This window comes from Streptomyces sp. NPDC097619 (assembly GCF_040302735.1).
Lineage (GTDB): Bacteria > Actinomycetota > Actinomycetes > Streptomycetales > Streptomycetaceae > Streptomyces.
Window position 1 is genome coordinate 58979 of record NZ_JBEOSD010000013.1, and the last position, 25760, is coordinate 84738.

The window sequence follows — 25760 nt, forward strand, 5'->3', positions numbered from 1 at the left end:
ACCTTCGTCGCTCAGAGCGACCACTTGCCGCGAGGCGAGCATGGCGGGTCGGTGTCGTAGCTTCGCAAGAGGTCCGTGTCCTCCGGGCAACGGACCTCTTGGCGTTCCGGGGGTCGCCGTCGGCGCCTCCGCCGGTCGGCTCCCGCGTCTCCGGGGCTGCCCTTTACCCCGGGAGGGCTTCCACCGGCGGGCACGTTTCTCGTATGGTGGAAGAGTTCTTCCGAAATTCGTGGCTAGTTACCTGCTACTGGCAGGTAGGTGGGACGATCGGACAACACGTCCTGCCGCGCGAGCGCGGTGTCAGGGGGGCGTGCGCAGCGAAGCAAGGAAATGAGGAACACGGCCATGGCAACGGCGCCCAGCGTCTCGTACTCGATGACGGTCCGCCTGGAGGTGCCCGCGAGCGGAACCGCGGTCTCCCAGCTCACCACCGCCGTGGAGTCCTCCGGGGGTTCGGTCACCGGCCTCGACGTGACCGCTTCCGGTCACGAGAAGCTCCGGATCGACGTCACCATCGCGGCCACGTCCACCGCGCACGCCGACGAGATCGTCGAGCAGCTCCGCGGCATCGAGGGCGTCGTGCTGGGCAAGGTGTCGGACCGTACCTTCCTCATGCACCTCGGCGGCAAGATCGAGATGGCGTCCAAGCACCCCATCCGCAACCGTGACGACCTCTCGATGATCTACACCCCGGGCGTGGCCCGCGTGTGCATGGCGATCGCCGAGAACCCCGAGGACGCCCGCCGCCTCACCATCAAGCGCAACTCCGTCGCCGTGGTCACCGACGGCTCCGCCGTGCTCGGCCTGGGCAACATCGGCCCGAAGGCCGCGCTGCCCGTGATGGAGGGCAAGGCGGCCCTGTTCAAGCGGTTCGCGGGCATCGACGCCTGGCCGATCTGCCTGGACACCCAGGACTCCGACGAGATCGTGGCGATCGTCAAGGCCATCGCCCCGGGCTTCGCCGGCATCAACCTGGAGGACATCTCCGCCCCGCGCTGCTTCGAGATCGAGGCCCGCCTGCGCGAGGCCCTGGACATCCCCGTTTTCCACGACGACCAGCACGGCACCGCCATCGTCGTCCTCGCCGCCCTCACCAACGCCCTGCGCGTGGTGGGCAAGGCCATCGGGGACGTGAAGGTGGTCATGTCCGGCGCGGGTGCGGCCGGTACGGCCATCCTGAAGCTGCTCATGGCGGCCGGTGTGAAGAACGCGGTCGTGAACGACATCCACGGCGTGGTGCACGCGGGCCGCGCCGACCTGGTCGACGCCGACGCCGATTCGCCGCTGCGATGGATCGCGGACAACACCAACCCCGAGGGCTACACGGGCACGTTGAAGGAGGCCGTGGTCGGCGCCGACGTGTTCATCGGCGTCTCGGCCCCGAACGTCCTCAACGGGGACGACGTGGCGGCCATGGCGGAGGGCGCCATCGTCTTCGCGCTCGCGAACCCGGACCCCGAGGTGGACCCGGCGGTGGCCCGTCAGACGGCCGCCGTGGTGGCCACCGGCCGCTCGGACTTCCCGAACCAGATCAACAACGTGCTGGTCTTCCCGGGCGTCTTCCGCGGCCTCCTGGACGCGCAGTCCCGGACGGTGAACACGGACATGATGCTGGCCGCCGCGACCGCGCTGGCGGACGTGGTGACCGAGGGCGAGCTGAACCCGAACTACATCATCCCTTCGGTGTTCAACGACAAGGTGGCCGGAGCGGTCGCGGGTGCCGTCCGGACCGCCGCGAAGGCGGCCGCCGCGGCTGCCGAAGCCGCCGCCGAAGCCGCTGTGACGGGCCCCACGTCCGCCTGACGCCCGGCGCGTCGCGGGATGCGGGTCCGCCGGACCGCCTCTAGGGTTGCGGGGATGCCCGCGAGGTCCGCGGCCCGCGTCCCGGGTCTTCCCCGAGGTGCGGACGGAGCGTCACCGGGGCGTGACGGTGGCGCTTTTCGTGTGACCCTGGCGGGTGCCGGATTGGCTTTCCCGCCGCTGGTGGGGGCAGGATGCGTAACCGGGCGCGAGGGTCTGACGTTCAGACCCGGGTCCGGGACCTGTCCTAGGGCCCTGGCAGCATCGGCTTCGATCTCACGCCTCAAAGGCAAGTTGAACACGGGAGTACAACATGAACCGCAGTGAGCTGGTGGCCGCTCTGTCCGAGCGCGCCGAGGTGACCCGCAAGGACGCCGACGCCGTTCTGGCCGCCCTCGCCGAGACCATCGGTGAGGTCGTCGCCAAGGGCGACGAGAAGGTCACCATCCCCGGCTTCCTGACCTTCGAGCGCACCCACCGTGCCGCTCGCACCGCGCGTAACCCGCAGACCGGCGACCCCATCCAGATCCCGGCCGGCTACAGCGTGAAGGTCTCCGCGGGCTCCAAGCTCAAGGAAGCCGCCAAGGGCAAGTAAGTCCTTGTACGGCTGCCGGCCGCCGCACGCGGCCAGTGGTACGTAAGACGCGAAGGGCGGCCACCCCGTGGGGTGGCCGCCCTTGTGCGTGCCGTGCGTGCCGTGTGGCCGCTCAGCGGCCGTCCAGGGCCCTTGCGGGGGCCCCGGACGGCGGCCGGAGCCTCAGACCAGTTCGCCGTTCGGCAGCTCGACCTTGGCGCCGAGCTCGACGAGCTTCTCCATGAAGTTCTCGTAGCCGCGGTTGATCAGGTCGATGCCGTGGACCCGCGAGGTGCCCTCGGCCGCCAGCGCCGCGATCAGGTACGAGAACCCGCCGCGCAGGTCGGGGATGACCAGGTCGGCGCCCTGCAGCTTGGTGGGGCCGGAGACGACCGCCGAGTGCAGGAAGTTGCGCTGGCCGAAGCGGCAGGCGGAGCCGCCCAGGCACTCGCGGTACAGCTGGATGTGCGCGCCCATCTGGTTCAGCGCGGAGGTGAAGCCCAGCCGGGACTCGTAGACCGTCTCGTGGACGATGGAGAGCCCGGACGCCTGGGTCAGCGCCACCACCAGCGGCTGCTGCCAGTCGGTCTGGAAGCCGGGGTGGACGTCCGTCTCCAGGGCGATGGCGTTGAGCGGGCCGCCCGGGTGCCAGAAGCGGATGCCGTCGTCGTCGATCTCGAAGGCGCCGCCGACCTTGCGGTACGTGTTCAGGAAGGTCATCATCGAGCGCTGCTGGGCGCCGCGCACGTAGATGTTGCCGCCGGTGGCCAGGGCCGCGGAAGCCCAGGAAGCCGCCTCCAGGCGGTCCGGGAGCGCCTTGTGGTTGTAGCCGCCGAGCCGCTCCACACCGGTGATCCGGATGGTGCGGTCGGTGTCCATGGAGATGATGGCGCCCATCTTCTGCAGCACGCAGATGAGGTCCTCGATCTCCGGCTCCACAGCCGCGTTCGACAGCTCGGTGACGCCCTCGGCCAGCACGGCCGTCAGCAGCACCTGCTCGGTCGAACCCACGGACGGGTACGGCAGGCGGATCTTGCAGCCGCGAAGGCGTTGCGGGGCCTCCAGGTACTGGCCGCCCTCCCGCTTCTCGATGGTCGCGCCGAACTGGCGGAGCACGTCGAAGTGGAAGTCGATGGGACGGCCGCCGATGTCGCAGCCGCCCAGGCCCGGGATGAAGGCGTGGCCGAGCCGGTGCAGCAGCGGGCCGCAGAACAGGATCGGGATGCGCGAGGAGCCCGCGTGGGCGTCGATGTCCGCGACGTTCGCGCTCTCGACGTGCGTGGGGTCCAGAACCAGCTCGCCCGGCTCGTCGCCGGGGCGCACCGTCACACCGTGCAGCTGCAGCAGGCCGCGGACCACGCGGACGTCACGGATGTCCGGGACGTTGCGCAGGCGGCTCGGTTCGCTACCGAGAAGAGCGGCGACCATCGCCTTCGGCACGAGGTTCTTCGCGCCGCGGACCCGGATCTCGCCCTCGAGCGGGGTTCCGCCGTGGACAAGCAGTACGTCGTCACTGACTGTGCCGGTCATTTATCTCGCGTTCCGGAGAGGGGTGGGCAGGGGGCCAGAGAAAAGGGTAAGGGCCGTGGGGTCGCACTTTGGCAGACCCGAGGGCCCCTGGGAACGTCATGAATTTGCCACAGCACCCTCCGTACCGGGGGGATAGCGGAGGGTTGTACTCCGGGCGCGCGCTCCGTCTGCCGCGGTGCGCCCTGAGCTGCGCGTGCCCGTTTCCGGCCGCTCGTACCCCCCGGAGCGCGGATCTGGGGGATCATGTCCGCATGGCCGAGGTGTCCTCGCTCACAGGGCGACTGCTGGTCGCCACGCCCGCTCTCGCGGACCCGAACTTCGACCGCGCGGTGGTGTTCCTCCTCGACCACGACGAGGAGGGATCCCTCGGCGTGGTCCTGAACCGGCCCACCCCGGTGGGCGTCGGGGACGTCCTGCTGCCCTGGGCCGCCTTCGCGGGCGAACCCGGCGTGGTCTTCCAGGGCGGACCCGTCTCCCTGGACTCCGCCCTGGGGGTCGCCGTCATCCCGGGGGAGGAGGGGCCGCTCGGCTGGCAGCGGATCCACGGGGCCATCGGGCTGGTGGACCTGGAGACCCCGCCCGAACTGCTGGCGGGCACCCTCGGCAGCCTGCGGATCTTCGCCGGGTACGCGGGCTGGGGCCCCGGGCAGTTGGAGGACGAGCTGGGCGAGGGCGCCTGGTACGTGGTCGACTCCGAGCCCGGTGACGTCTCCTCGCCGGATCCGGAACGGCTCTGGCGCGCGGTGCTGCGGCGCCAACGCGGGGAGCTGGCCATGGTCGCCACCTATCCGGACGACCCGTCGCTCAACTGAGCCCGGCACCGGCCAGTACCCTGGCAGACATGAGCACTCTTGAGCCCGACCGCGGCACTGGCACCGGGACCCTCGTTGAGCCGACGCCGCAGGTGTCCCACGGTGACGGCGACCACGAGCGCTTCGCCCACTACGTCCAGAAGGACAAGATCATGGCGAGCGCGCTGGACGGCACGCCCGTCGTCGCGCTCTGCGGCAAGGTGTGGGTCCCGGGCCGGGACCCGAAGAAGTACCCCGTCTGCCCGATGTGCAAGGAGATCTACGACTCCATGGGGCCCGGCGGCGAGCAGGGCGGCAAGGGCGGCGGCAAGGACAAGTAGGAGACGTCCGGGGGCCCGGCCCCCGGACCGCCGCGCCTCGACCGCCGACGGGGCCCGATGCCGCCCCCGTCGGCGCTCGGCCCCCGTCGTGCGCGGCGCGCGGGCACGACGTGTGGTTCCCGACCCCCGGATGTTCCTTCCGGGGGTCTTTTGCGTGCCGGTAGGGTCAGTGACGAGCACTGGATGAAATGGTCGTTGCGCAGGGCGCAACATCCGGTGTTCCGTCCCGTTCCTCCGGTGAAGGGCTGAGCCCATGGATCTGATTCCGGCACCCGCGCACGTCACCCTCCCCGAACGGCCCGGCCCCGGGATCGCCCTCGTCGATCCCGTCCTCGACGCGGGGCCCGGCACCTCCGCCACCGTCCGCTGGCTGCGCCGCGAACTCGGCGCGGCCACCGGGTGGGACCTCCCCGCCCGGGAGCCCGGCGCGCCCCGGGAGCCGGGCCGCACCGTCCTCGTGCTCACCCAGGGGGACACCGGGCTCGCCGACCGGTTCGGCCCGGAGGGGCACCGCCTCGACGTCACCGGGGGAGAAGTGCGGCTCGACGGAGCCGGGCCCGCCGGGCTGTTCTGGGCCGCCCAGACCCTGCGTCAACTCCTCGGGCCCGAGGCGTACCGCCGGGCCCCACTGCGGCCCGGCCGCGCCTGGAGCCTGCCGGAGGCGCGGATCGAGGACGGGCCGCGGTTCGGCTGGCGCGGCCTGATGCTCGACGTGGCCCGGCACTTCCTGCCCAAGGACGCGGTCCTCCGCCAGATCGACCTGCTCGCCGCCCACAAACTCAACGTGCTGCACCTGCACCTGACCGACGACCAGGGCTGGCGCCTCCACATCGAGCGGCACCCCCGGCTCACGGAGGTCGGCGCCTGGCGGCCCCGCAGCCGGCGCGGCCACCGGGCCTCCCCGCTCTGGAACGACACCCCGCACGGCGGGTTCTACACCCACGACGACATCCGCGAGATCGTCGCCTACGCCGCCGAACGCCACGTCCGCCTCGTCCCCGAGATCGACGTGCCCGGCCACTCCCAGGCCGCCATCGCCGCCTACCCCCACCTCGGCAACACCGACCTGCCGGCGGCCGCGCCCGTGGAGGTCTGGGACGACTGGGGCGTCAGCCCCCACGTCCTCGCCCCCACCGAGGAGGTCCTGCGCTTCTACGAGGAGGTCCTCGAAGAGGTGCTGGAGCTGTTCCCGCCGGAGGTCTCGCCCTTCGTGCACATCGGCGGCGACGAATGCCCCAAGGACCAGTGGCGCGAGTCCCCCGCAGCCCGCGCCCGCGTCGCCGAACTCGGCGTGGGCGACGAGGACGGCCTCCAGTCCTGGTTCATCCGGCACTTCGACGGCTGGCTCGCCGCCCGAGGCCGCCGCCTCATCGGCTGGGACGAGATCCTGGAGGGCGGGCTCGCGGACGGCGCCGCCGTCTCCTCCTGGCGCGGCTACGCGGGCGGGGTCACCGCCGCCGAGGCGGGACACGACGTGGTCATGTGCCCCGAACAGCACGTCTACCTGGACCACCGTCAGGACGGCGGCCCCGAGGAGCCGACGCCCATCGGGTACGTCCGCACCCTGGAGGACGTGTACCGCTTCGAGCCGGTGCCCCCCGGCCTCTCCCCGGAGGCCACCGCGCGGATCCTCGGGGCCCAGGCCAACGTCTGGACCGAGGTGATGGAGGACCAACGGCGCGTGGACTACCAGGTGTTCCCCCGGCTGGCCGCCTTCGCCGAGACCGTCTGGTCCCGGCTGCCCGCCCCCGAGGAACGCGACTGGAAGGGCTTCGAAGCCCGCATGACGGCCCATTACCCCCGCCTCGACGCCCTCGGCGTGGCCTACCGGCCCCCCGGCGGCCCGCTGCCCTGGCAGCGCCGCCCCGGACTCCTCGGTCGCCCCCTGGACGGCCCGCCGCCCGTCCGCTGACCCCGCCGCCCGGCCCGTACGGTCGCCCCGCCGCCCCTCCCCGGGGCGACCGCACGGACCGGGCCCGGGCGCCCCCGAAGGTGCAAGTCGCACATGCCGCAGGAACATTGACGAAGGGCGGCGAAGAGTTCCCGAAACGGCATTGCGGTCAAAACCGGCCAACGCCATCAAAGGTGTGGTCCGGGGCGAAGTTCACCTGGCCGACCCTCGGTCCGGACGGCCCGGAAGATGTGCCAGAGTTGCCACGTCCCGGCGGTGAGCACGTACCGTACGGCGGACAGGCGAGAGCGCCGGGACATCGGGAAGGGGCAGCTGGGTTGACCACGCACGCACCGCAGGCGGCGCAGTCCGTGACGCTGCCGTCCTCGCTCGACGAGGCCGTGGCGGCGCTCGCCGCCATGCCCGCCGCCGTGCCGGTCGCGGGCGGCACCGACCTGATGACCGCCGTCAACTCCGGACTGCTGCGCCCCGCCGGGCTCGTCGGCCTCGGCCGCATCAGCGAGATCCGCGGCTGGCAGTACCAGGACGGCCACGCCCTCCTCGGCGCCGGCCTCACCCACGCCCGGATGGGCCGCCCCGACTTCGCCGCCCTCATCCCGGCCCTCGCCGCCGCCGCCCGCGCCGCGGGCCCCCCGCAGATCCGCAACGCCGGCACCCTCGGCGGGAACATCGCCACCGCCGCCCCCACCGGTGACACCCTGCCCGTGCTGGCCGCCCTCGAAGCGGTGCTCGTGATCGTCGGCCCCGGCGGCTCCCGCCGCGAGGTGCCCGTCTCGCACCTCCTCGCGGGCCGCGAGATGCTCGCCCCCGGCGAACTGATCGGCTTCGTGCGCGTGCCCCTCCTGCACGCCCCCCAGGTCTTCCTCAAGGCCACCGGACGCACCGGCCCCGGGCGCGCGATCGCCTCCGTGGGCCTCGTCCTCGACCCCGCGCGCCGGGGCGTGCGCTGCGCGGTGGGCGCCGTCGCCCCGATGCCGCTGCGGCCCCTGGAGGCCGAGCAGTGGGTGGCCTCACTCATCGACTGGGACGGCGAGCGGGCCCTGGCCCCCGAGGCACTGGACGCCTTCGGGGAGTACGTGGCCATGGCCTGCGTGCCCGACCAGGGAGACCCCGTCCCGCCCGCGGTGCTCCAGCTGCGGCGGACGGTCGCGGTACTGGCCCGGCGAGCTCTGGGAAGGGCCCTGCACTCATGAGCGGCAACGAGAACGTGAACACCGGCGCCGGAGCGGGCGCCTCGCAGGGCGGCTGGGGCTGGGAGCCGGTGCCGCCCGGCGGCGAGTACGAGTCCGACGCCACGGCCTTCGTCAAACTCCCCGAGGACATGCTCGGCGCGACCGGCACCGGCGAACCGCTGGCCGCCCCCGGACACGGCTACGTGCCCCCCGTGATCGTGCCCGTCACCGCCACCGCGAGCACCGACCCCTCGGCCACCGGCACCTGGTCCCTCCCCGTGGACTGGCCCCCCGCCGGGGACCGGACCGCACCCGACCGGGACAGCGCCGGGACCGGCCACGACCCGGGCGCCACCGCCGAATGGCGCTTCCAGGACGCCGAACGGCAGGACCCCGCCGCCGGCACCGGCGGATACGGCTACCCGCAGCCCTACGGATCCCACGACGGCTACGGCCCCCAGGACGGCTACGGCCCGCAGGACGGCTACGCCGCGCACGAGACCCAGGGCGGTCACGAGACCCAGGGCGGTCACGACCCGCACCACCCCCACGCCGGGCACGACGATCCGGCGCTGACCGGACAGTGGTCGGTGCCCGTCGCGGACGGGGACCTGCCCGAGGAGTCCGGGGAGTACACCCGGACCACCCTGCGCCCCGAATGGGCCCACCAGGCCCCCGCCACGCTCCCCGGCGGCGCCTCCGCCCCCTGGGCCGAGGCCCTGGCCGCCGACTCCGAGGCCGCCCGCGCGGACCTCGCGGACCACCCCGGCGGCCCCGGCCCGGACGCCGCCCCGGAGCCGGCCGCCGAGCCCGAGTTCGACGGGGTCCGCGGCTACGTCTCCCCGCCCGCCGACTACACCGGCACCTACGCCCGCACCGGCGCCTTCCCCGACCTCGCCGCGGCCGCCGAGGCCCTCGCGGCCGCCGCCCCGCCCGCGCCCTCCGCCCCCGGGCCGGAAGCGCCGCTCACCGGGCACCCCGCCGACGGGGCCGGTCCGCAGGGCGGAGCCCCCGGGCAGCCGTCCGGCGCCCACCCGGAGGCCGGGGACCCGGCCGCCGCGGACCCGGGTGCCGACGGGGCCGCCGGGATCCACCCGGAGGCCGTCGGCGGCTACGGCTACCCGCAGCCCTACGGGACCCCCGCCGCCCCCGACCCGGCCGCGGGCACCGCCGCCTACGTCCGCACCGCCCCGGCCGCGGACGGTCACGCCGGGTGGGCCCCGTTGCCCGACGCGCCCGCCGTGGACGGGAGTTCGGAGACCGACCCGTACCCCGACGATGCCCAGGGGTACGCGCGTAGCGGGGGCCCCGAGCCCGAGCCTCCGGCGACGGGACCGGGCAGCACGCAGGGTCACGGGATCCGGTACGCCTACGAGCCCGTGGAGCCGGTGGCCCCGGCGGGCCCGGTCGGCACGGTGGACCCGGCCGACGCCCTGCCCGCGGCCTCGGAGCCGGTGGACTGGTTCGGACAGGAGACCGCGGAGGCTCCCGCCGCCGACCAGCTCGGCCACCCGGAGCGGGTCGAGCACGCCGAGCACGTCGAACGCGCGGAGCAGGGCGACCAGGGTGGTCACCCGGAGCAGGTCGAGCACGCCGAGCTCGGTGGCCATGTCGAGCCCCCCCACCCGTACCAGGGGCCCGAAGACCTCGGGGAGCCCGCCGCTGAGGTTCATGCCGCGACGGACGTCGACCCGGCCGCCCCCACCGCCCCGGCGGACGCGGCTGCCGGCGATCCCGCCGCGTCCGGCACGTCCGCCCCGTCCGGCGACGCGGGTACGGCGGTGGAGGCCGTCCCGGCCGGAGCGCTCGCGGAGGGGGCCGGCGAGGCCGCCGCGGACGGTCCGGCGGAGGCCGCCCCCACCCCTGTCGCCGCGACCGACACCGGGACCTTCGACGGCATCCACGGCGACGCCGTCACCGATGCGGGCGCCGAAGCCGGCACCGACATCGGGGCGCTCGGGGAGGCCGGTGACGAGGCCGTCGCGCCGCCGCACACCGAGCACCCGTACGCCTCGTACGTGCTCCGGGTGAACGGCGCCGACCGGCCCGTCACCGGGGCCTGGATCGGCGAGTCGCTGCTCTACGTCCTGCGGGAGCGCCTCGGGCTCGCCGGAGCCAAGGACGGCTGCTCCCAGGGGGAGTGCGGGGCCTGCGCCGTGCAGGTGGACGGGCGGCTCGTCGCCTCCTGCCTGGTGCCCGCCGCCACCGCCGCGGGCAGCGAGGTCCGGACCGTGGAAGGGCTCGCCCGGGACGGCGAACTCTCCGACGTGCAGAAGGCGCTCTGCGGCTCCGGAGCCGTCCAGTGCGGCTTCTGCATCCCCGGGATGGCCATGACCATCCACGACCTGCTGGAGGGCAACCACGCCCCCACCGAGCGGGAGACCCGGCAGGCCCTCTGCGGCAACCTCTGCCGCTGTTCCGGCTACCGGGGCGTGCTGGACGCCGTCCGCCAGGTCGTGGAGGGGCGCGAGGCGGCCGCCGCCGAGCAGGAGGACGGTACGGACCGGGACGAGGCCCGCATCCCGCACCAGGCCCTCCCCGGCGAGGGAAGCGTCCACACCGAAGGCATCCATCCCGACGGCCACCGGCCCGACGGGTCCCACGGTGGCCAGGGCGGCCACCGGGACGGCCTGCACCACGACCACGGAGGCACCGGCATGGGAGGCACGGCGTGACCCAGGACGCCGCCACCGCGACCGCCGCGGCGGCAGTCGCCGACCCGGTCGGGCCCGCACCCGACGGACCCGAGGGCGCCCCGCGCGGCCTCGGCGTCTCCGTGCCCGCCGACGGGCTCCGCGCCAAGACCGAGGGCACCTTCCCGTACGCCTCCGACCTGTGGGCCGAGGGCCTGCTGTGGGCGGCCGTCCTGCGCTCCCCGCACGCCCACGCCCGGATCCTGTCCGTGGACACCACGGCCGCCGCCCGGATGCCCGGGGTCCGCGCCGTCGTCACCCACGCCGACGTCCCCGGGGCCACCACCCACGGCCGCCGCTTCGCCGACCGGCCCGTCTTCGCCCACGAGGTGGTCCGCCACCACGGCGAACCCATCGCCGCCGTCGCCGCCGACCACCCCGACACCGCCCGCCTCGCCGCGGCCGCGATCACCGTCGAGTACGAACTCCTCGACGCCGTCACCGATCCCGAGCAGTCCTTCGGCGCCCCGCCCCTGCACCCCGACGGCAACCTGATCCGGCACATCCCGCTCGCCTTCGGGGACCCGGAGGCGACCGGCGAGGTCGTCGTGGAGGGCCTGTACCGGATCGGCCGCCAGGACCCCGCCCCCATCGGCGCCGAGGCCGGCCTCGCCGTGCCCCGCCCCGACGGCGGCGTGGAGATCTACACCGCCTCCACCGACCCGCACACCGACCGCGACCTCGCCGCCGCCTGCTTCGGCCTGGAACCGGAACGCGTCAAGGTCGTCGTCACCGGCGTGCCCGGAGCCACCGGCGACCGCGAGGACGCCGGGTTCCAACTGCCGCTCGGTCTGCTCGCCCTGCGCACCGGGTGCCCCGTCAAACTCGCCGCCACCCGCGAGGAGTCCTTCCTCGGGCACGCCCACCGCCACCCCACCCTGCTCCGCTACCGCCACCACGCCGACGCCGAGGGCCGGCTGGTCAAGGTCGAGGCGCAGATCCTGATGGACGCCGGCCCGTACGCCGACTCCTCCTCGGAATCCCTCGCCGCCGCCGTGGCCTTCGCCTGCGGCCCCTACGTGGTCCCGCACGCCTTCGTCGAGGGCTGGGCCGTCCGCACCAACAACCCGCCGTCCGGGCACGTCCGCGGCGAGGGCGCCCTCCAGGTCTGCGCCGCCTACGAGGGTCAGATGGACAAGCTGGCCGCCCGGCTCGGCCTCGACGGGGCCGAGCTGCGGCTCCGCAACGTCCTCGCCACCGGCGACCTGCTGCCCACCGGCCAGACCGTCACCTGCCCCGCGCCCGTCGCGGAACTCCTGCGCGCGGTCCGTGACTTCGAGCTGCCCGGACTGCCCAAGGACAGCCCCGAGGAGGACTGGCTGCTGCCCGGCGGCCCCGAGGGCGCGGGCGAGCCCTCCGCCGTCCGGCGCGGTGTCGGCTACGGGGTCGGCATGGTCCACATGCTCGGCGCCGAGGGCACCGACGAGGTCTCCACGGCCACGGTCAAGGTCCACGACGGCACCGCCACCGTGATCTGCGCGGCCGTCGACACCGGCCAGGGCTTCGCCACCCTGGCCCGGCAGGTCGTCCAGGAGGTCCTGGGCATCGACGAGGTGTTCGTCGCGCCCGTGGACACCGACCAGCCCCCGGCCGGGCCCGCCGGCCACGGCCGCCACACCTGGGTCTCCGCCGGGGCGGTGGAACGGGCCGCCAAGATGGTCCGCACCCAGCTCCTCCAGCCCATGGCCCACAAGCTCGGCATGTCCACCGAGCTGCTGCGCATCGAGGACGGCCGCGTCACCTCCTACGACGGGGCCTTCTCCACCACCGTCGCCGAGGCCGTCGCGGGCAAGGAGCTGTGGGCCACCGCCCAGTGCCGCCCCCACCCCACCGAACCCCTCGACGCCGCCGGTCAGGGCGACGCCTTCGTCGGCCTGGCGTTCTGCGCGATCCGCGCCGTGGTCGACGTGGACGTGGAGCTCGGGGCGGTGCGCGTGGTGGAACTCGCCGTCGCCCAGGACGTCGGCCGGGTCCTCAACCCGGCCCAGCTCGCCGCCCGGATCGAGGCCGGGGTCACCCAGGGCGTCGGCGCGGCCCTCACGGAGAACCTCCGCACCGGCGGCGGCCTGGTCCGCCACCCCGACCTCACCGGCTACGTCCTGCCCACCGCCCTGGACGCGCCGGACATCCGCATCGTGAAGCTCGTCGAGGAACGCGACGTGGTGGCCCCCTTCGGGGCGAAGGCGGCCAGCGCCGTCCCCGTGGTGACCGCGCCCGCCGCGGTGGCCTCCGCGGTCCGCGCCGCCACCGGCCGCCCCGTCAACCGCCTCCCCATCCGCCCCTCCGCCGCGGTGGCCGTCCCGGTGCCCCTCCCGCCCCCGGTGGCGACCCCCCAGGGCTGACCGGAGGCGCCGTTCGGGGCGGGCGACGGGCTCGCGGTGCGGTTGGCGCGGGGGGCCGGGGGGCCGGGGGGCCCGGAGGTTCGGTTGGGCTCGGGGCTCGGGGTTCGTGGCTCGCGGGCCCGGAGGTTGCTTGCCTCGTGGCTCTGTGCGTCGGAGGCCCGGCGGTTCGGTGCCCCGGTCCGCCGTTTCCCAGGCCCCCGGGTGCCCGAGCCGGCACGCCGGACGGGACCGCGCCGGGGAGGGACCCGTGGGGCGGAGCTCACCCGTTCGGGGGATCGAGTTCGGGCCGTTCCCGTACGGGCTCCCGGGAGCCGTCTCCGGAGCCCGTACGGCAACCCCGGCCGGGCCGGCGGCGGTCCGGGTGGCCGGTCCCCTGCGGGGCGGCCGGAGACTCGGACTACGGACGGTACGGTGCCGCACGGCCGGCCGCCCGGACGCCGGTCCCGCGGCCGAGCGGTACCGACCGGCAAAGGAGCCCGATGACCTTCGAGCAGGAATGGGCCGGAGCCCGCGCCACCGCGACCGGCCACACCGCCGGCGCCGCCGACCTCCGCGTGCCCGCCGAAGCCCTCGCCGCCGTCGGGGGCGCCGCGTACGGCCTCTACCAGCGCCTCACCCGCGACGGCGACCACGCCCGCCCCGCCACCTTCGACGCCTCCCTCGCCCTGCACCGCACCGGATTCCGCAGCGGCCCCGCCCTGCTCCTCCTCCACGACCGCTGGAACACCCAACTGCGCACCCTCCTCGACGCCTGCGCCCACGTCAGCGACCATCTGCGCACCACCAACTCCACGCACGCCGCCCTGGAATCCGGGCTGGTCGCCCGCCTGTCCGTCGCCCGGATCGACTCCCACTTCCACTGAGGCCCGCCCATGCTGAAGTTCGCCGACGTGTACGGACTCCGGCTCGGCCGCCTCCAGGACGCCGCCGCCGACTGGGGAGCCATGGCCGCCCGCCTGGAACGCCTCGCCGGCGACAGCCGCACCAGCCTCGTCACCCGGGCCCGCGCCGCCGACTGGCGCGGGGTCAACGCCGCGGTCACCCAACCCTTCCTCGCCAAGACCGCCAAGGAGTTCGCGGACGCGGCGGCCGCCGCCCGGGGCGTCCACACCCTCCTCGTCGACGGCCACGACGCCTTCCGCCACGCCCAGCGGGCCCTGCGGGCCATCGTCAGCACCGAGGCCCCCGCCCGACGCCTCGTCGTCGACCCCGACACCGGCCGGGTCCGCCCCGCCGACCCGCTGCGCGGCCACCCCGAGGCCCACCGCGAACCCGACTACGCGGCCCTGGTCCGCCGCGAGGACGCGGCCGTCGCCGCCCTCCAGGCGAGGATCGCCGCCGTCCTGGAAAGCTGCGACGAGGCCGACCGGTCCCTCGCCCGGGCCCTCCGCGCCGACGCCACCGACCAGCCGCACGGCTTCAGCCCGGCCCGCTTCGGCAGCCTCGACGCGGAAGAGGCCCACCAGGCGCTCCTCCTCGCCCGCAAGGGCCCCGCCCTCACCACCGCCGAACTCGCCGCCCTCGACGAACTCCTCGCCGACAACCACGCCTCCCCGGAGTTCACCACCCGCTTCTACGAGGGCCTCGGACCCCGCGGCGCGCTGGAGTTCTACGGGCGGATGGCCCGCGACGCGTACTCCTACGGAGAGCCCGACCCGGCCCGCCTCGACGCGGCCCGCGACCTCCAGCGCTACCTGGGCCTCAGCCTCGCCACCGCCACCGACCCCGACCACCGGGTCCACCTCGGCGCCGAATACGCCGCGGAACTGCGCCGCCTCGGCACCGAACGGATCCCGCTCGGCCGCTACGACCCGAGCCCGCCCTACGGGTACCAGCTCCTCGGCGGCATCCTCCGCCACGGCGACTACGACCGGCGCTTCCTGGTGCCCGTCGCCGAGGACGTCGTCCGGATCCACGCCGCCGACCCGCACTTCTTCGGCGGCTCCCGCCCACCGCTCGGCGGGCGCGCCCGCCACCTCCTCAACCCCTCGGGGCAGGGGGGATCCGGATACGACCCGGTGGTGAGCGTCCTGGAGGCGTTGGGGCACAGCCCCGAGGCGGCGCGCGCCTTCTTCGACCCGGAGAACCCGCCGGTCGAGCTCGGCACGGACGCGGACGGGCGGCCCCTCACCTCCTACCTCGACTACTTCGCGCGCGCCGAGGTGCCGGGCCTCCCCGACACCGAGAGCGCCGACCCGGAGGAACGCGAACACGCCCGCGCCCACCTCCCCGACGCCCTGGGCCACGCCCTGGAAGCCGCCACCCTGGGCCACGCCTGGGACGCCCCCAACCCGGTACTGCACCGCACGGAGCAGGGCGCCGGGATCATGCGAGAGGTTGTTGTGAAGTGGGGCGGCGACCCAGCCCTTCTAAGAGCGCAGGAACCGCTCGCGGACAGCCTGGGGAGGATGGCCGCAGGCCACACGGATGACCTGGCAAGGGCGGTCGCGAACCGTGCTGGTGAAGGTGTTTTCGGGCCCACTCCGCAGGAACGAGAAGGCCGAGTGAAGCTGGAGCGGGACCAGGTCCGTGACTTCCTGACGGCGTTGGGCCAGCATCCGGATGCCTACGCATCGGTGACCACGGCCAATCGTGTTTACGGCGCGAGCGTCATGGAGACGCACGGATTCCACGATGGCCGGATCGACGAGGGGCGGGCTCGTATCGCGATTCGCACCACAGCGGAGGTTCAGGGGCTACTGGACGAGTCTCGGGCGAATCAAGTCCGCGCTGACGGCGAGGCGAAACACGAGGATTACGAGAAGGCTCAGGAGCGTCGCAGCCAATGGATCGAGTTCGGGACAGCAGCTGTGGTGGGAGCCGGTGTTGCCTGTTTGCCCGTTACGGCAGCTGCCGCCGGGGCTGGTGCAGTGCTCGTGCCACTGGCCGCTGACGTGGGAGGTGGTGCCGTAGAGGAGGCTGCCTCGGCCGTTCTTGGAGGGTGGACGGACCAAGCCGTTGAGGACCATAAATCTCGCACGGAATCCGACACGCACGTATCCACGAAGCGCGTGTATCAAGCCGGGGAAATGAGTGCTGAGGCGCCCATGAACGAGTTCATGCGCAGGCATGGTGTCGACGGGGCCAGTACGTTTGGAAACGACCTGATCGAGTCCATGCGCGGTGGATATCAAGTGGGAAATTCACGGGCAACTCAGCAGGGTCACGAGCCGGAGGATCCAAAATGAGGACTGCTCTGGTGTGCACGCTGCTATTGGCTTGCGTGGCCGTCGGATGCGACAGCCGACAGCCGGAGAGGCGGCCGCATCCGGCGCCGGTTTATTTGGTAGCAGAGGATGCCTGCCGGGGGCTCTTCGTCGGTGAAGGAGCAAGGGCATTGGAGCGACTTCTCGCATCCAACCGCTTCGTGCTCAGGGAGGCGGAGGCAGGTGCAGGTGCTCAGGACGTCAGTCGGGTGATGGAGAGTGCATACCGATCCGGCCCGGCCATCTCCGACAGCCCGCAACCAGAATGCCGCGTTTCTGGGCAGGTCAAGGGCAGCGGCATCGAGGCAAGGCAGCCTTCCGCGAGTCTCATGTTCACAGGGTTCAGTCGGCATGCCGACCCGGATGGCTACTTGATGGAGCCCGGTCCGGTGCCGCATATGTGGGATTCGGGAACCAGTCTCAACTTCGACTGCGTTAGTGGTCGCCTGGGGTCTACAGAAAAGGTGCCCCTGCGAGTGGCAGTCAGCTTGAGCGACCACGCCTCGACGCGGCTCGGGAGGGCCGGGACGGAGGCGGTGGCGGCGGACTACCGGGCCATCCTGCATTCCGCCGCCACGGCGGTTTCTCGGGGGCTCGGGTGTGAGGGTGGGGCCGGGCTTCCGGAGGGGCCCGAGGGGCTGCTCGCTTTCGAGCGCGAGGAGCGCGAGTCGCGGGACGCGACGGAAAGGTCCCCCCGACCGGAATCGGGGGGACCTTCTCGGAGGCCGTGACCGGGATCGAACCGGTGTGCCCAGCTTTGCAGGCTGGTCCCTAAACCACTCGGGCACACGGCCGTGTGCGTGGTGACGAGTACGACGTTAGGGGCCGGCCCGGCACCCCGGAAGTCCCACGGGCACCGTGCAACGCGACTGCCATGCCCCGTTCACAGACACCGCGCGAGCCGGACCGGATGCGGCGCTGGACCTAGGACCATCGCCGCACGGCGGGATCCGCCGCACGACAGGGGTGCAAAGCGGGAACGGACCTTACCCTGAGCTGCATGACCGCCCTGACGCCGAACGACGCCACTCCCTCCGCGGACACCGCTCCGATACGCACCTCGGCTCCGGAGGGGCCGCCCCGGGGCATCCTCGGGCCCGCGCACCGGGCCCTGAGCATCGGCATCGTCACGGTCGTCTTCCTCATCGCCTTCGAGGCCACCGCGATCGGGACGGCGATGCCGGTCGCCGCCGAGGAGCTGGACGGGATCGGGCTGTACGCCTTCTCCTTCTCCGCCTACTTCACGACCAGCCTGTTCGGCATGGTGTTCTCCGGGCAGTGGTCGGACCGTCGGGGGCCGCTGCACCCGCTCGCGGCGGGGATCGCCTCCTTCGCGGCGGGGCTGCTGCTGTCCGGGACGGCCACCGCGATGTGGGTGTTCGTGCTGGGGCGGGCGGTGCAGGGGCTCGGTGGCGGGTTGGTGATCGTGGCCCTGTACGTGGTGGTCAGCCGCGCCTACGACGAGCGGCTCCGGCCCGCGATCATGGCGGCCTTCGCGGCCTGCTGGGTGGTGCCCTCGGTGGTCGGGCCGCTGGTGGCCGGCACCGTGACCGAGCACATCGGCTGGCGCTGGGTGTTCCTCGGCATCCCGGCCCTGGTGGTCTTCCCGCTGGCCCTGGCGCTGCCGGCGATCCGGCGCACCGCTTCGGGTCCGGCGGACCCCTCGGCGCCGCCCGCGCGGTTCGACCGGCGGCGGATCCGGCTGGCCCTGGGGATCTCGCTGGGCGCGGCCCTGCTCCAGTACGGGGCCCAGGACCTGCGGTGGCTGTCGCTGGTGCCGGTGCTGGCGGGGCTGGCCCTGCTGGTGCCGGCGGTGACGGGCGGGAACAGCCTGATGCCCCGCGGCACCTACCGGGCGGCGCCCGGTCTGCCCTCCGTGGTGCTGCTGCGCGGGCTCGCCGGCGGTGCCTTCATCGCCGCGGAGAGCTTCATCCCGCTGATGCTGGTCACGCAGCGGGGGCTGAGCCCCACCCTGGCCGGGTTGAGCCTGGCCGGTGCCGGTGCCACCTGGGCGTTGGGTTCCTGGGTGCAGGCCCGGCCCCGGCTGGAGGCGTACCGGGAGCGGATGATGGCCTGGGGCATGGTGCTGGTGGCGGTGTCCATCGCGGTGGTGCCGGCGGTGCTGATCGAGGCGGTCCCGGTGTGGGTGGTCGCGGTGGCCTGGGCGGCCGGGTGCTTCGGGATGGGTCTGGCCGTGACCCTGACCAGCGTGCTCCTGCTGAAGCTGTCCCCGCCCAAGGAGGCGGGTGCGAACTCGGCCTCCCTGCAGATCTCGGACGCGCTGGCGAACGTGGTCCTGCTCGCGGGCGGCGGCGCGGCCTTCGCGGCGCTCGGCGGCGGGGCGGTCGGCGGGGCCCACGGGGCGGCCGCGGCCGCGACCGGGGCGGGCGCCTCGCATCCGGCGGCCTTCGTGTCCGTCTTCCTCCCCATGGCCGCGGTGGCCCTGCTCGGCGCCTGGGTCGCCACCCGCATCAAGGCGGACCCCCGGCCGGCGTGACACCGAGCCCCGTCGCCCGCCGGAAAGGTGCCGGCGCGGCCGCCCGGTCCGCAGGGTTTCCCCGCCGAGGATCTCTGGTACCAGATTGGTACCACTAGAAGTAGAATTCCGTCATGGCCATGAACCTGCGTCTCCGCGACGACCAGACGGAAGCCCTGAAGCAGCGGGCCGAAGAAGAGGGCACCAGCATGCACGCCATACTGCTGCGCGCCGTCGACGACTACCTCGCCAGAACCGCTCACCAGGCGATCGTCCGCAAGACGGCCAAGGAGCAGGCGGCGAAGTGGAGTGAGCTCATGGAGCGGCTGAAGTGAGCTGTGTCTACCTGACGGCCGAGGACGTGCTGGAGATCGCCGCGGCGGCCTGCGACGACATGCGGATCGTCGTCCGGGACATCGGGCTGCTGGAATCTGCCGTGCATCGCCCCTCGGCCTCGGTATTCGGTGAGGAGGCGTACCCGGACCTCATCGAGAAGGCCGCGGCGCTCTTGCAGTCCCTCGCCGTGAACCACCCGCTCTTCGACGGCAACAAGCGCACGGCCTGGCTCTCGTGCATGGTGTTCCTCTCGGTCAACGGCGTCGACCTGCGCCCCGACATCGACGCGGCCGAGCGCCTGGTCATCGCCGTGGCGACCGGCGAGCAGGATGACGTGAAGGACATCGCCCACGGTCTCCGAGTCCTCGTCGCCCCGCCGGTGTGACGCTCGACGCACGTCGCGAGGTCAGGGGCTCGTGGCTCGCGTCGCTCCGGGTGGGGCCCGGTAAGGTGGCACGGTTGTCCTACGTACGGCGGCAGCCCGGGCCCGGAGCGCAGCGGGGCGCCGTACGGCGGGAGATCCGCACCCCGTACCCCGTACGCCGCGAGACCCGAACCGGAGACCGTGACTACTACCGCCTCCCACCACCTTTCCCCCGCCTTCCCGGGCCGTGCCCCCTGGGGTACCGCCAGCAAGCTGCGCGCCTGGCAGCAGGGAGCGCTGGACAAGTACGTCCAGACGCAGCCGCGGGACTTCCTCGCCGTCGCCACCCCCGGCGCCGGCAAGACGACCTTCGCGCTGACGCTGGCCTCCTGGCTGCTGCACCACCACGTCGTGCAGCAGATCACCGTCGTGGCCCCCACCGAGCACCTGAAGAAGCAGTGGGCGGAGGCGGCCGCGCGGATAGGCATCCGGCTGGACCCCGAGTACTCGGCGGGGCCGCTCAGCAAGGATTACCACGGGGTCGCCGTCACCTACGCCGGTGTCGGCGTGCGCCCGATGCTGCACCGCAACCGCTGTGAGCAGCGCAAGACCCTGGTCATCCTGGACGAGATCCACCACGCGGGCGATTCGAAGTCCTGGGGCGAGGCGTGCCTGGAAGCCTTCGACCCGGCGACCCGGCGGCTCGCGCTCACCGGTACTCCTTTCCGCTCCGACACGAATCCGATTCCTTTCGTCACCTATGAGGAGGGGAACGACGGAATCCGGAGATCTTCCGCCGATTACACCTACGGCTATGGAAATGCTCTCGGTGACGGGGTGGTTCGTCCCGTCATCTTCCTTTCCTACAGTGGAAACATGCGCTGGCGGACGAAGGCCGGTGACGAGATCGCGGCCCGTCTCGGCGAGCCCATGACCAAGGACGCCATCTCGCAGGCGTGGCGCACCGCGCTGGACGCGCGCGGGGACTGGATGCCGAACGTCCTGCGCGCCGCCGACCAGCGGCTCACCGAGGTCCGCAAGGGCATCCCCGACGCCGGCGGCCTGGTCATCGCCTCGGACCAGGACTCGGCCCGCGCGTACGCCAAGCTCATCCGTGAGATCACCGGCGACAAGGCCACCGTGGTCCTCTCCGACGACACCGGGGCCTCGAAGCGGATCGACGACTTCGCGGCGAGCACCGACCGCTGGATGGTCGCGGTCCGCATGGTGTCCGAGGGCGTGGACGTGCCCCGGCTCGCGGTCGGCGTGTACGCCACCACCATCTCCACCCCGCTCTTCTTCGCCCAGGCCGTGGGCCGCTTCGTGCGGTCGCGGCGGCGCGGTGAGACGGCCTCCGTGTTCCTGCCGACCATCCCCTACCTCCTCGACTTCGCCAACGAGATGGAGGCCGAGCGCGACCACGTCCTCGACAAGCCGAAGAAGTCGGGCGAGGACGAGGACCCGTACGCCGAGTCCGAGAAGGAGATGGACGAGGCGAACAAGCTCCAGGACGAGGACACCGGCGAGCAGGACATGCTCCCCTTCGAGGCCCTGGAATCCGACGCCGTCTTCGACCGGGTCCTGTACGACGGGGCCGAGTTCGGCATGCAGGCGCACCCGGGCAGCGAGGAGGAGCAGGACTACCTCGGCATTCCCGGACTCCTGGAGCCCGACCAGGTCCAGCTGCTCCTGCAGAAGCGGCAGGCCCGCCAGATCGCGCACAGCCGCCGCAAGCCGGACGCCGAGGCCGACCTCCTCGAACTGCCCGCGGAGCGCCGCCCGGTGGTCTCCCACAAGGAGCTGCTGGAACTGCGGAAGTCCCTCAACACGATGGTCGGCGCGTACGTCCACCAGAGCGGCAAGCCGCACGGGGTCATCCACACCGAGCTGCGCCGGGTCTGCGGCGGCCCGCCCAGTGCCGAGGCCACGGCGGGGCAGCTGCGCGAACGCATCAAGAAGGTCCAGGAGTGGGCCACCCGGATGCGCTGACCACGCCGGTCGGTGCCCGAGGGGGAGTGGGGCCCGTGCGGAGGAACGCACGGGCCCCACGGCCTTCCCGTGGGGACGGGGTCCGGGGGCGGGACGAGCCTCGGGAATTCCGGGTGTTCCACCGGTTCCCGGGCGCGCCGGCTCTCGGTGGGAGGAGCCGGCATTCCCGGTGTCCCACCGTAATGAACGGGTAAAGCCGCTTGCGTCGGGAAAGGTCCCCGCTCCCCCCGACCTAGGTCCTGAAGCGGCGCAAAATGCTCCTTCGCGCCCGGATTCTGGACGAGGTCTTCCGCTGAGCGGACCCGCTCGCTACATTCCCCGCTAATGAATCGCCCCGTGGCAGCGCCGCCGCGGAGCGCAGCCGGGCTTTGGCCTTACCGGCGGCCTCTCCGTGCGTCGCCGATGGGACCGGCAGCGCTTCCCCCGTGAGAGCCCCCCGCCGCTCACCGAAAGAGGGAGAGGCGTCGTGACCGCGGAAACCTCCCAGACTCTCGACCGGGGACTCCGAGTCCTCAAACTGCTCGCCGATACCGACCACGGCCTGACCGTCACCGAGCTCTCGAACCGGCTCGGCGTCAATCGGACCGTGGTCTACCGGCTGCTCGCCACACTGGAGCAGCACGCGCTCGTCCGCCGGGACCTCGGCGGGCGCGCCCGGGTGGGCCTCGGCGTGCTGCGGCTGGGCCGACAGGTCCACCCGCTCGTCCGCGAGGCGGCCCTGCCGGTGCTGCGCTCGCTCGCCGAGGACATAGGCGCGACCGCGCACCTCACCCTCGTCGACGGCACGGAGGCCCTCGCGGTCGCCGTGGTCGAACCGACCTGGACCGACTACCACGTCGCGTACCGGGCCGGCTTCCGGCACCCGCTGGACCGCGGGGCAGCCGGCCGGGCCATTCTCGCCGCCCGCCAGGGGGCGCTGACCGAGCCCGGCTACACGCTGACCCACGGCGAACTCGAAGCCGGTGCCAGTGGCGCCGCGGCCCCGCTGGTGGGGGTCACGGGGCTGGAGGGCAGCGTGGGCGTGGTGATGCTCGCCGACGCGGTGCCCGAGCGGGTCGGCCCCCGGGTGGTGGACGCGGCCCGCGAGGTCGCCGACGCCCTGCGCTGACGACCGCACCGACGGGCCTCGCCGCCCCCACCGGCGCCCGTCCCGCCGCCGCTCGCTCCTGACCGGTGACGGCCCCCGTGACGGCCCCGCGCCGGTCCGGGGCCCGGCTCCGGCCCGGCCCCGGACCGGCGCGGAACACGTGCGGAGCACCCGGCCAGCTAGATTGGCCGGGTGCTCTCTCGTCTCACGCGTCTCTCCCGGCCCGCCGCCCTGGGGCTCTGCGCCGTGCCCGTGCTGGCCCTCTTCGGGGTCGCGGCGGCCGCGCCGCTGCCGTTCGTGCTGGCCAGGCCCGGTATGACGGCCGACGTGCTCGGCGAGCAGAAGGGCCGGCCCGTCATCAGCATCACCGGGGCGCCCGTCCGCGAGACGAACGGCCAGCTGCGGATGACCACGATCCTGGCCACCTCCCCCTCCGCCACCGTGCGGCTGTCCGAGCTGGTCGACAACTGGTTCCGGACCGACAGGGCGGTCCTGCCGAAGGAGTCCGTGTACCCCTCCGGCAAGTCCGACGCCGAGATCGAGGAGCGGAACCTGGAGCAGATGGCCCGCTCCCAGTCCGACGCCGCCCTGGCCGCCCTCGACTTCCTCGACGAGGACCCGAAGAAGGTGAAGGTGGACCTGGAGCTCGCCGACGTCGGCGGGCCCAGCGCCGGGCTGCTCTTCTCCCTGGGCATCGTCGACAAGCTCGACGGAAACGGCAGCGGCAAGGACCTCACCGGCGGCCGCACCATCGCCGGCACCGGCACCATCAGCGCCGCCGGAGAGGTCGGACCGGTCGGGGGAGTCGGGCTGAAGACCCAGGCCGCGAAGCGGGACGGGGCCACCGTCTTCCTGGTCCCGAAGGCCGAGTGCTCCGACGCCGCCGCCCACCTGCCCGCCGGGCTGCGGCTGATCCCGGTCACCACCCTCTCCGGAGCGGTCGACGCCCTCCGCGCCCTCGACGCGGGCCGCGCCGTCCCCGCCTGCTGACCCCGCCCGCTCTCCCGCTGCCCCTCCCGCCCTCGGCCCGCCGTTCCCGCCGCCGTCCTCAGGGACGGTCGGAGTCCGAGGCGGCCTGCTCCACGAGCGGGATGACCCGGTGGGGGACCGGGTTCTCCATCACGATGGCCGTCGAGGAGCGGACGATGCCGTCGATGCCGACCACCCGGTCGATCACCCGCTGGAGATCGGCGTTCGAACGCGCCACCAGCCGGCACAGCATGTCCCCGTGGCCCGTCGTGGTGTGCAGCTCCAGCACCTCCGGCACGGTGGCCAGATGGGACCGCACCTCCGCGCCCAGCCCCTGCTTGATCTCCAGGGTGGCGAAGGCCGTCACCGGATAGCCTAGGGCCGCCGGGTCCACCTGCGGGCCGAAGCCGCGGATCACCCCCGTGGCCTGGAGCCGGTCCAGCCGCGCCTGCACCGTGCCGCGCGCCACGCCCAGCCGGCGGGACGCCTCCAGGACCCCGATCCGGGGCTCCCGGGCCAGGAGCACGATCAGTCGGCCGTCCAGTTCGTCGATGCTCACAGGGCCCTCCGGCGGTAGTCATCCTGTACAGGTTCTCCGAGGATGCTCACATTCCGCTGCGCAGATTGACCAGTGAAAATACGAACTATTGCGCACCTTGTGGATGAGCGGGAGTCTGCGCACATGACTGAGACGCTGGATCACACCACCCCCACCACCGCGCGCGAGGCCGACCCCTTCCCGGTGAAGGGCATGGACGCGGTGGTCTTCGCCGTCGGCAACGCGAAGCAGGCCGCCCACTACTACTCGACGGCCTTCGGCATGAAGCTGGTCGCGTACTCCGGGCCGGAGACCGGCTCCCGCGAGACCGCGAGCTACGTCCTGACCAACGGCTCCGCCCGCTTCGTGCTGACCTCCGTCATCAAGGCCGCCACCGACCACGGCCGCTTCCTCGCCGAGCACGTCGCCGAGCACGGCGACGGCGTCTACGACCTGGCCATCGAGGTCCCGGACGCGCGCGCCGCCTACGCCTACGCCGTAGAGCAGGGCGCCCGCGGCCTGGAAGAGCCCTACGAGATCAAGGACGAGCACGGCACCGTCGTCCTCGCCGTGATCGCCACCTACGGCCAGACCCGCCACACCCTCGTGGACCGCTCCGGCTACGACGGCCCCTACCTGCCCGGCTACGCCGCCGCCGAGCCGCTGGTCGCGCCGCCGGCCAAGCGCACCTTCCAGGCCGTGGACCACTGCGTCGGCAACGTCGAGCTCGGCCGCATGGATGAGTGGGTCGCCTTCTACAACAAGGTCATGGGCTTCACCAACATGAAGGAGTTCGTGGGCGACGACATCGCCACCGAGTACTCCGCCCTCATGTCCAAGGTGGTCGCGGACGGCACCAAGAAGGTCAAGTTCCCGATCAACGAGCCCGCGATCGCGAAGAAGAAGTCGCAGATCGACGAGTACCTCGAGTTCTACAACGGCCCCGGCGTGCAGCACATCGCCCTGGCCACCAACGACATCGTCTCCACCGTCCGCACCATGCGCGCCGCGGGCGTCCAGTTCCTGTCCGTCCCGGACACCTACTACGACACCCTCGGCGAGTGGGTCGGCGACACCCGCGTCCCGATCGACGAGCTGCGCGAGCTGAAGATCCTTGCCGACCGCGACGAGGACGGCTACCTGCTCCAGATCTTCACCAAGCCGGTCCAGGACCGCCCGACCGTCTTCTTCGAGATCATCGAGCGCCACGGCTCCATGGGCTTCGGCAAGGGCAACTTCAAGGCCCTCTTCGAGGCCATCGAGCGCGAGCAGGACAAGCGCGGCAACCTCTGACCCGGCACGGCCCCCGGTCACCCCTGGCACCCGGCCCCGCCGGGCGCCCTCCGGGAGCCGACCCGGCTCCCCACCGGCAGGACCCCCGGCCCCGGCCGGACCCGGTCCCGCCGGCCCACCGTGTCCCGCGGCCCGGAAGACCCCGGACCGCGGGACACGGGCACGCCCCCGGTACGCCCGTGCCGGGGGCTTCGCCGGTGGCGGACCCCGCCCGTGCCCGGAGCCGCCGACGCCCCGGGCACGGAGCACCCGCGAGGGCGGCCAGCCGGTGGGCGTGGAACTCGGCCTGGTCGGTCTTGAGGGCCGCCTCGGCCACCTGGTGGTGGGTGAGGGGGGCCTCGGCCTGG

At 73.3% G+C, this 25760-nt stretch carries 19 protein-coding genes and 1 tRNA gene; 17 read left to right on the forward strand and 3 right to left on the reverse strand.

The genetic code is table 11. The features are described 5' to 3' along the window. Positions 1–345 precede the first annotated feature (345 nt). The gene (locus tag ABTZ17_RS06045) at positions 346–1803 is read left to right on the forward strand and encodes an NAD-dependent malic enzyme (protein ID WP_352194290.1); all 1458 of its coding nucleotides are present in this window, start codon (positions 346–348) and stop codon (positions 1801–1803) included. A gap of 310 nt (positions 1804–2113) precedes the next feature. Then, a complete protein-coding gene (locus ABTZ17_RS06050) occupies positions 2114–2395 on the forward strand; it encodes an HU family DNA-binding protein (RefSeq protein ID WP_030875040.1) in 282 nt (93 codons plus the stop codon). A gap of 162 nt (positions 2396–2557) precedes the next feature. Here ABTZ17_RS06050 and murA read toward each other — a convergent pair whose 3' ends face one another. Next, positions 2558–3904 (reverse strand): UDP-N-acetylglucosamine 1-carboxyvinyltransferase, encoded by a 1347-nt coding sequence (gene murA, locus ABTZ17_RS06055; RefSeq protein WP_352194291.1) that lies wholly within the window; start codon positions 3902–3904, stop codon positions 2558–2560. Between the two features lie 251 nt (positions 3905–4155). On the opposite strand from murA, the gene ABTZ17_RS06060 reads away from it, so the two are divergent. The 8 genes from ABTZ17_RS06060 to ABTZ17_RS06095 all read left to right on the forward strand — a co-directional run bounded on the left by ABTZ17_RS06060 (position 4156) and on the right by ABTZ17_RS06095 (position 16343). Continuing rightward, positions 4156–4716, forward strand: coding sequence for a YqgE/AlgH family protein (locus ABTZ17_RS06060; protein WP_352194292.1), 561 nt, complete (start codon positions 4156–4158; stop codon positions 4714–4716). Positions 4717–4745: 29 nt separating this feature from the next. Then, positions 4746–5036 carry a DUF3039 domain-containing protein gene (locus tag ABTZ17_RS06065; RefSeq protein ID WP_352194293.1) on the forward strand — a complete coding sequence of 97 codons (291 nt, stop codon included), beginning with the start codon at positions 4746–4748 and terminating at the stop codon, positions 5034–5036. A gap of 253 nt (positions 5037–5289) precedes the next feature. Further along, the gene (locus ABTZ17_RS06070) at positions 5290–6948 is read left to right on the forward strand and encodes a beta-N-acetylhexosaminidase (protein WP_352194294.1); all 1659 of its coding nucleotides are present in this window, start codon (positions 5290–5292) and stop codon (positions 6946–6948) included. Positions 6949–7265: 317 nt separating this feature from the next. Then, on the forward strand, positions 7266–8141 hold the full coding sequence (locus tag ABTZ17_RS06075) for an FAD binding domain-containing protein (protein ID WP_352194295.1): 876 nt from the start codon (positions 7266–7268) through the stop codon (positions 8139–8141). Continuing rightward, the gene (locus ABTZ17_RS06080) at positions 8138–10795 is read left to right on the forward strand and encodes a 2Fe-2S iron-sulfur cluster-binding protein (RefSeq protein WP_352194296.1); all 2658 of its coding nucleotides are present in this window, start codon (positions 8138–8140) and stop codon (positions 10793–10795) included. The genes ABTZ17_RS06075 and ABTZ17_RS06080 overlap by 4 nt, the downstream gene beginning before the upstream one ends. Then, positions 10792–13155 (forward strand): xanthine dehydrogenase family protein molybdopterin-binding subunit, encoded by a 2364-nt coding sequence (locus ABTZ17_RS06085; RefSeq protein ID WP_352194297.1) that lies wholly within the window; start codon positions 10792–10794, stop codon positions 13153–13155. Before ABTZ17_RS06080 ends, ABTZ17_RS06085 begins: the two co-directional genes overlap by 4 nt. 479 nt (positions 13156–13634) lie before the next feature. Next, positions 13635–14018 (forward strand): hypothetical protein, encoded by a 384-nt coding sequence (locus ABTZ17_RS06090; protein WP_352194298.1) that lies wholly within the window; start codon positions 13635–13637, stop codon positions 14016–14018. Between the two features lie 9 nt (positions 14019–14027). Beyond that, positions 14028–16343, forward strand: coding sequence for a hypothetical protein (locus ABTZ17_RS06095; RefSeq protein WP_352194299.1), 2316 nt, complete (start codon positions 14028–14030; stop codon positions 16341–16343). Between the two features lie 740 nt (positions 16344–17083). On the opposite strand, the gene ABTZ17_RS06100 is transcribed toward ABTZ17_RS06095, so the two are convergent. After that, positions 17084–17155 (reverse strand) — tRNA-Cys (locus tag ABTZ17_RS06100). A 206-nt stretch (positions 17156–17361) separates the two neighbouring features. Between ABTZ17_RS06100 and ABTZ17_RS06105 the strand changes: the two genes are divergently transcribed. From ABTZ17_RS06105 to ABTZ17_RS06130, 6 genes are all read left to right on the forward strand, one after another. Further along, positions 17362–18858 (forward strand): MFS transporter, encoded by a 1497-nt coding sequence (locus ABTZ17_RS06105; protein ID WP_352194300.1) that lies wholly within the window; start codon positions 17362–17364, stop codon positions 18856–18858. Positions 18859–18971: 113 nt separating this feature from the next. Further along, positions 18972–19172: a ribbon-helix-helix protein, CopG family gene (locus ABTZ17_RS06110; RefSeq protein WP_352194301.1), complete on the forward strand. Its 201-nt coding sequence runs from the start codon at positions 18972–18974 to the stop codon at positions 19170–19172. Further along, positions 19169–19558 carry a type II toxin-antitoxin system death-on-curing family toxin gene (locus tag ABTZ17_RS06115; RefSeq protein ID WP_352194302.1) on the forward strand — a complete coding sequence of 130 codons (390 nt, stop codon included), beginning with the start codon at positions 19169–19171 and terminating at the stop codon, positions 19556–19558. The genes ABTZ17_RS06110 and ABTZ17_RS06115 overlap by 4 nt, the downstream gene beginning before the upstream one ends. Before the next feature lie 180 nt (positions 19559–19738). Continuing rightward, positions 19739–21526: a DEAD/DEAH box helicase gene (locus ABTZ17_RS06120; RefSeq protein WP_352194303.1), complete on the forward strand. Its 1788-nt coding sequence runs from the start codon at positions 19739–19741 to the stop codon at positions 21524–21526. Between the two features lie 466 nt (positions 21527–21992). Then, entirely contained in the window at positions 21993–22634 is a 642-nt protein-coding gene (locus ABTZ17_RS06125) for an IclR family transcriptional regulator (RefSeq protein WP_352194304.1), read from the forward strand. 171 nt (positions 22635–22805) lie between these two features. After that, the gene (locus ABTZ17_RS06130; protein WP_352194305.1) at positions 22806–23603 is read left to right on the forward strand and encodes a S16 family serine protease; all 798 of its coding nucleotides are present in this window, start codon (positions 22806–22808) and stop codon (positions 23601–23603) included. 58 nt (positions 23604–23661) lie between these two features. Here the strand turns inward: ABTZ17_RS06130 and ABTZ17_RS06135 are convergent, their stop codons facing one another. After that, on the reverse strand, positions 23662–24141 hold the full coding sequence (locus tag ABTZ17_RS06135) for an Lrp/AsnC family transcriptional regulator (protein ID WP_352194306.1): 480 nt from the start codon (positions 24139–24141) through the stop codon (positions 23662–23664). A 123-nt stretch (positions 24142–24264) separates the two neighbouring features. Here ABTZ17_RS06135 and hppD point away from each other — a divergent pair, with 123 nt between their 5' ends. Then, on the forward strand, positions 24265–25413 hold the full coding sequence (gene hppD, locus ABTZ17_RS06140) for a 4-hydroxyphenylpyruvate dioxygenase (RefSeq protein WP_352194307.1): 1149 nt from the start codon (positions 24265–24267) through the stop codon (positions 25411–25413). Positions 25414–25760: the final 347 nt, after the last annotated feature.